The following is a 6,085-nucleotide window of genomic DNA, read 5'->3' on the forward strand; positions in this document are numbered from 1 at the left end:
TCTGCAACATTACGTGCAAATGCCATTTCGTGAGTAACGATGACCATGGTCATGTGCTGAGCAGCCAATTCCTTAATGACTGTTAAAATTTCACCGGTAAGCTCAGGGTCAAGTGCTGAAGTCGGTTCATCGAAAAACAGAATATCCGGATTCATTGCAAGAGCGCGTGCAATGGAAACCCTTTGCTGCTGACCACCGGACAGCTCGCACGGATATGCATCTTCCTTATCTGACAATCCCATCTGGCCCAACAACTTGCGGGCATGTTCAAAGACTTCTTTTTTGTCCCTTTTCTGAACGCGAATCGGTGCATTGGTAATGTTTTTCATTACTGAATGGTGCGGAAACAGATTAAAGTTCTGGAACACCAAACCGAATGTTCCGTCAAAGTTAATTTCACCACTGTCTTCCTGTTCCAAATCTGTTATACATCTAAGAAGTGTAGATTTACCTGATCCTGAAGGACCTATAATAGCCAATACTTCCCCTTTTTCCACATTAAGGGAAATATCCTTTAAAACTACATTATCATCAAAACTTTTTTTAAGATTTTTTACTTCAAGTAAACTCATAAAATACCTCCCCTATTCATAATAATCCAATCTTGCTTCAAAGCGTTCCATTACAAATGCAACAAGAATGTTGAACAGATAATAGAATAAACCTGCAACAAGCAGTGCAGAAATTGACGCTTCTGAAGCTGCAATCTGTTTTGCAACGGTAAACATCTCAGGAATTGCAATAACAAATGAAAGAGAAGTGTCTTTTACAAGAGTTATAACTTCATTAGTTACAGAAGGAAGAACTACTTTAATGACCTGAGGCAAAATGATTATGAAAAATGTTTCCAATTTTGAATAACCCAATACCTGAGCAGCTTCATACTGCCCGCTATTGATTGATTCAATACCTCCCCTATAAATTTCAGCAAAGTATGCTGCATAATTAATTGTAAATGCAATGATAACTGCTATAAATCTATAATCGGCAGAAAGTTGAATTCCAAACACATAATATGGTGCAAAAAATACCACAATCAGTTGTAACATCAATGGTGTACCTCTCATGATAGAAATATAAATCTTCGCAATCCATCTGATTGGCGCAATCTTGCTCATTCTTCCTCCGGCAATTACTAAACCGAGAGGAAGAGAGAATAATAAAGTAAGCAAGAATATTTCTATAGAAGTAACCATACCTCCAAGTAATAATTCAATTACTTTACTTAAAATCATATTAACTAATTCTCCCCTCTAATCTAATTTATTTTTGGATTAAAGCATCTTGTGAAATACCGTATTTTTCAGCGATTTTAGCAACAGTACCGTCTTTAAACATTTCATCTAAAGTTTTTTGTACTGTGTCTTTCAAATCAGTATTTCCTTTCTTGAATCCAACTCCGTATTTTTCGGTTGTTATTGACTCATTCAAGATGGAATATGTATCAGTACCATTTTTTTGGTCGATGTCATATTCAGCAACACCAATATCCATAGCTACAGCATCACATGCACCGGATTCTAAATCCATAAATGCAGTGTTATAGTCTGCTACTTGTTTTAATTCTTTGAAAGTATCTGCGATGGTTTTGTTGTCTCCTTCAAGAGCAGCTAATGCAGATGAATCTTTTTGTGTTTCAACAGTTTTTTCTTTTAAATCTGCAATAGAATTAATGCCGGAGTCGCTTTTAACAACAAAGATTTGTTTGTTGTCAAAGTATGGGTCAGACCATAAGTAATCGTTTTCCCTTCCATCAATAGTGAATCCGTTCCAGATACAGTCAATAGATCCGGAATCCAATTCAGCATCTTTAGCATCCCAGTCGATTGGTTGTGCTTTGAATGTCCAATTATTTCTTTCACAAACTTCTTTTGCTAAGTCTAAATCGAAACCAGTGTAGCTTCCATTATCGTCTTGATATCCGTATGGTGGGAATTCTGCATCAAACCCTACAATGAAAGTGCTGTTGTCATTGGTTGCGTTTGAACCAGAGCCTCCTCCCAAAAAGTCAAATAAACCTGCGCTTGCAGTTCCTACCATCAAAAATGATACGAGGACTAAAGCTAAAATAATACCTATCTTTCTTTTCATTTTAAAACACCGAAATAGTTATAACTATATGTAGAATTTTTTTCTACATGAATTATTTTTATTAAAAGCCATATTTATATTTTCTAAAAATTATTTAAATTAATTGATTTCATACATAAACTAAATAAAAAAATAATCGAAAAATTGAATAAAAAAGATATGATTCATATATAGAAATTTTTTCCCTCAGAAAAATAATCCCCTATTTGACTGCATCATCTGATGCCTAATTATATATTAATTAAATTCCAATATATTTTATAATATACGAACTTTTACATTATCTATAAAATATCAATTTAAATATTTAGGCGATGAAAATGATAGAAAATTTTAAAGAAAATATTATTACAAAGGATATTTTCGATGAAATGGTAAGAAAAGAGCCATATTATGAAAACAGGTGGGAATACTTTAATGAAATTATTGAGTTGCTAAATCAGTTTGATGATATACATTCCGTTCTTGAAATCGGCCCATATAAATTACCTTTCGTAAAACACTCAGACATCATTGACATATATGGATCTTATTTGAAAGATGTTCCATTTGAAACAGGGGAATTCATAAAATATGACTGCAGTAAATTACCTCTTCCATTTGAAGATAAAAGCTATGATCTGGTAATAGCATGTCAGGTTATAGAACATTTCGGCTATTCTGGCCAGCAGATTGAATTTTTTAAGGATTTAGAAAGAATTTGTGATAAGGCAATCATTTCCCTGCCTTTTTTATGGCATAAGCCTGCATTAAGGGGACATCATATGATTGACAGAAAAGTAATCAATACCTGGACAGGCAAAAGAAAGCCCAGCTATGAGCTTATATCAGGAAATAAAAACCATTTGAGAATCCTTCAGTTATATGAATTTGACAAGGAAATTGAGGGAAACAGAGATTATATTATCAAAGCTAAAAAAGAGGATGCCAAAATCATTTCAAAAAGAGTCAGATTCGATATAGATAAATTGATTAGTGAAAATCAAAAACTGAAAGCAGACAAGGATAAATTAAAAGAAGACAAGAATAAATTAAAAGATGACAACGAAAAATTAAAAACTAAAAATCTTAAATTGAAAAAAGAAAAGGCAAGCATTAATAATGAATTAAATGCTCTTAAAAATACTACCAGCTGGAAAATGACAAAACCTCTGAGAGTTTTAAAATCCAAATTCTAACAGCAGTTTTAAAAAAGGAAATAAATTTAAATTGGTCAGCAACCAATTTGATACAATTCAAATCCTTTGTTTTCTATTTTTTTATCGTATATATTTCTTCCGTCAAATATAATGCTTTGATTCAGGTTTTCAGCGAGCTTGTCATAGTCAGGATTTCTGAATTCCTTCCATTCTGTAATCAATATCAGTGCATCACTGTCATCGATTGCCTTGTATCTTGTTGGAGTAAATTCAATTGAATCAAGATACTTGTCATCAATGGCCTTTTTGAACTCTTCAGTTGCCTGTGAATCATATGCCTTGATTTTTGCTCCATGATCAATCAGCTGGGATACAATAACAAGTGACGGTGCTTCTCTTACATCATCTGTTCCCGGTTTGAATGCAAGTCCCCAGACTGCGAATGTCAGACCGCTTAAGTCTGTGCCGAATCTGTCGGTGACTTTCTTTACAAGGACGGTTTTCTGCTTTTTGTTTACACTTTCCACATTTGACAATATTTTAGGTTCATATCCATGAGTCTGTGCGGTATTGATTAATGCCTGAACGTCTTTAGGGAAACAGCTTCCACCATATCCGCATCCAGCATAAATGAAATTGTATCCAATTCTTTTATCTGATCCGATACCTAAACGTACTTTCTGGACATTTGCACCTGTTACTTCACAGATATTTGCCACTTCATTCATGAAGGAAATCTTTGTTGCAAGCATTGCGTTTGCCACATATTTAGTCATTTCAGAACTTTTGATATCCATCATTACAAACCTGTCATGGTTGAGGACAAATGGTGAATAAAGGTCTTTGAGGGTTTCAAATACTTCATCGTTTTCGGCTCCGATTACAACACGGTCAGGGTGAAGACAGTCTTCAATAGCATGACCTTCCTTTAAAAATTCAGGATTGGATGCAATATCTATTTTAACGTCTGAATTGTTTTCCTTTAAAATCCTGTTGATGTGGTCTCTTACCTTAAAGCCTGTTCCGACAGGAACTGTTGATTTGATGACAACCAGTGAATCACGTGTAATGTTGTTTGCAATATCTGAAGCTGCTGAGAATATGTAATCAAGGTTTGCACTTCCATCTTCAGCCATAGGGGTACCAACTGCTATGAAAACAATGTTGGTTTCATCCAAAGCTTCCTTAATGTCTGTTGTGAATATCAAATCTCCTTTTTCCTGACTGGTTTTAACCAGAGTATCAAGATTCGGTTCGAAAATAGGTAAAATATTATTTTTCAATCCTTCTATTTTTTTCTCGTCAATATCTACGCAGTAGACCATGTTACCCATTTTAGAAAAACATGCTCCGGTAACAAGTCCTACGTAACCGGTTCCAATAACTGTAATATTCATAATTCTGATTCTCCATAAAAATTAAGTATAATATTATAATATATGTTACATGAAGTATAAAAAACTATTTTTTAAATAGGCCTGTAACCTTATTCAATGCTTTTTTCATTTTATTTGTTTTCAGGGATTTTGATAATGTTTCATCAAAATCATCTGTATTATCGCATTTTATGCAGGCATCATAAATTGCTCTGTTTTTAAATTCAAGGGATTTGATGAATTCATTATATCTTTCATGTGTAAGCATTTTTGAGAAGTCCCTTTTCATTTCATCGAAAAAGAACTGTTTGTACTTCTGCTGGATATTCTCGTATCTCATATATATCCAGAATATCTTTTTGTTGTAAAGTGTGGTTTTATATCTCTCAAACTGGTCATATTTGATAAAGAGTTCAATGTTTCTGTTTATGATAATGATGATGTTTGCATAGCGCTTGTCGCCGGCTCCTGTTGATGATTTTGAATATCTCCTTCTTGTATATAGGAACTCATCTAAAAAATACATTCTCTTTGCATTGAAGAGTACTTCCCAGAAAAATACATTGTCGTGAAATATCAGTCCTTCAGCAAACTGTGCACCTGACCTTTTTACAAAATCAAGATTGTAGAACTTGCTCCAGGGTGTTACTGTAATGTTGAATATCAAATCGCCCAAATCATCAAAGCTGAAGACTTTGCCTTTCATCTGTGTGGCCAGCTTTTCCATGGAATAGTCAGGGGTTTCATAATATTTTCCGGTATCCTCATCATAATTGATGGCCTTGAAAATGGTAAAATCAAGACTTTTGTCTTCGCATAAGCCGTAAAGCTTTTCCAGTGCATCAAGCTCCAGCTTATCATCGGCATCCATAAAGTAAACGTATTCTCCTGATGCATATGTCAGTGCCACGTTTCTTGCAGCTCCGCCTCCACGGTTTTCCTGATGGTATACCTGTATTCGACTGTCACTGCCTGCAAGTTCATTGAGGATATTAAGAGAATCGTCAACAGATCCGTCATCGACACATATCAGTTCCAAATCCGTAAGTGTCTGATTCAAAATGCAGCCTATTGATTCAGCTAAAAAGTCCTCGCCGTTATAAACAGGCATTATGACAGAAACCTTTACCATTAAAAACACGCTCTTTAAAATTATTTGAATAATTTTTTGATTGAAGATGATAGCTTATTGCCTAATCCACCTTCTGATTCTGGAGTTTCATTTAATTCATGTACTTTATAGAGCTTTTCAAACTCACTGAAATCCTTTGAGTTTACAACATCATCAAAGCGCTGCTTGTTTTTTGAAAATACATTGTCAAGAAATTCCTCATATCTTTCATGAGTCAATATTTTTGTGAAGTCCTTCTTCATTTCGGTGTAGAAGAATTCCTTGTACTGGTCCTGCACCTCACCGTATCTTCTGTATACCATATACATTTTTCTGTTGTACAGTTTCTTTTTGTATTTGTCAAACTG

General features: G+C 34.3%; 7 protein-coding genes. 1 reads left to right on the forward strand and 6 read right to left on the reverse strand.

Annotated features, from left to right (window positions below):
* From ACJMLH_RS02965 to ACJMLH_RS02975, 3 genes are all read right to left on the reverse strand, one after another.
* On the reverse strand, window positions 1-572 hold a 572-nt coding region (locus ACJMLH_RS02965), incomplete at its 3' end, for an amino acid ABC transporter ATP-binding protein (RefSeq protein WP_405274578.1).
* 12 nt (window positions 573-584) lie between these two features.
* Window positions 585-1,235 (reverse strand): amino acid ABC transporter permease, encoded by a 651-nt coding sequence (locus ACJMLH_RS02970; protein ID WP_405274580.1) that lies wholly within the window; start codon window positions 1,233-1,235, stop codon window positions 585-587.
* Between the two features lie 28 nt (window positions 1,236-1,263).
* Window positions 1,264-2,091 carry an amino acid ABC transporter substrate-binding protein gene (locus ACJMLH_RS02975; RefSeq protein ID WP_405274582.1) on the reverse strand — a complete coding sequence of 276 codons (828 nt, stop codon included), beginning with the start codon at window positions 2,089-2,091 and terminating at the stop codon, window positions 1,264-1,266.
* Window positions 2,092-2,411: 320 nt separating this feature from the next.
* Between ACJMLH_RS02975 and ACJMLH_RS02980 the strand changes: the two genes are divergently transcribed.
* Window positions 2,412-3,269, forward strand: a complete 858-nt coding sequence (locus ACJMLH_RS02980) for a methyltransferase domain-containing protein (RefSeq protein ID WP_405274584.1) — start codon at window positions 2,412-2,414, stop codon at window positions 3,267-3,269.
* Between the two features lie 35 nt (window positions 3,270-3,304).
* Here ACJMLH_RS02980 and ACJMLH_RS02985 read toward each other — a convergent pair whose 3' ends face one another.
* The 3 genes from ACJMLH_RS02985 to ACJMLH_RS02995 form a co-directional block, all read right to left on the reverse strand.
* Window positions 3,305-4,627, reverse strand: coding sequence for a UDP-glucose dehydrogenase family protein (locus ACJMLH_RS02985; RefSeq protein WP_405274586.1), 1,323 nt, complete (start codon window positions 4,625-4,627; stop codon window positions 3,305-3,307).
* A 64-nt stretch (window positions 4,628-4,691) separates the two neighbouring features.
* On the reverse strand, window positions 4,692-5,738 hold the full coding sequence (locus ACJMLH_RS02990) for a glycosyltransferase family 2 protein (RefSeq protein ID WP_405274588.1): 1,047 nt from the start codon (window positions 5,736-5,738) through the stop codon (window positions 4,692-4,694).
* A 20-nt stretch (window positions 5,739-5,758) separates the two neighbouring features.
* On the reverse strand, window positions 5,759-6,085 hold a 327-nt coding region (locus ACJMLH_RS02995; protein WP_405274590.1), incomplete at its 5' end, for a hypothetical protein.

The sequence above is a fragment of the Methanobrevibacter sp. genome (genome assembly GCF_045116495.1).
GTDB lineage: Archaea > Methanobacteriota > Methanobacteria > Methanobacteriales > Methanobacteriaceae > Methanocatella.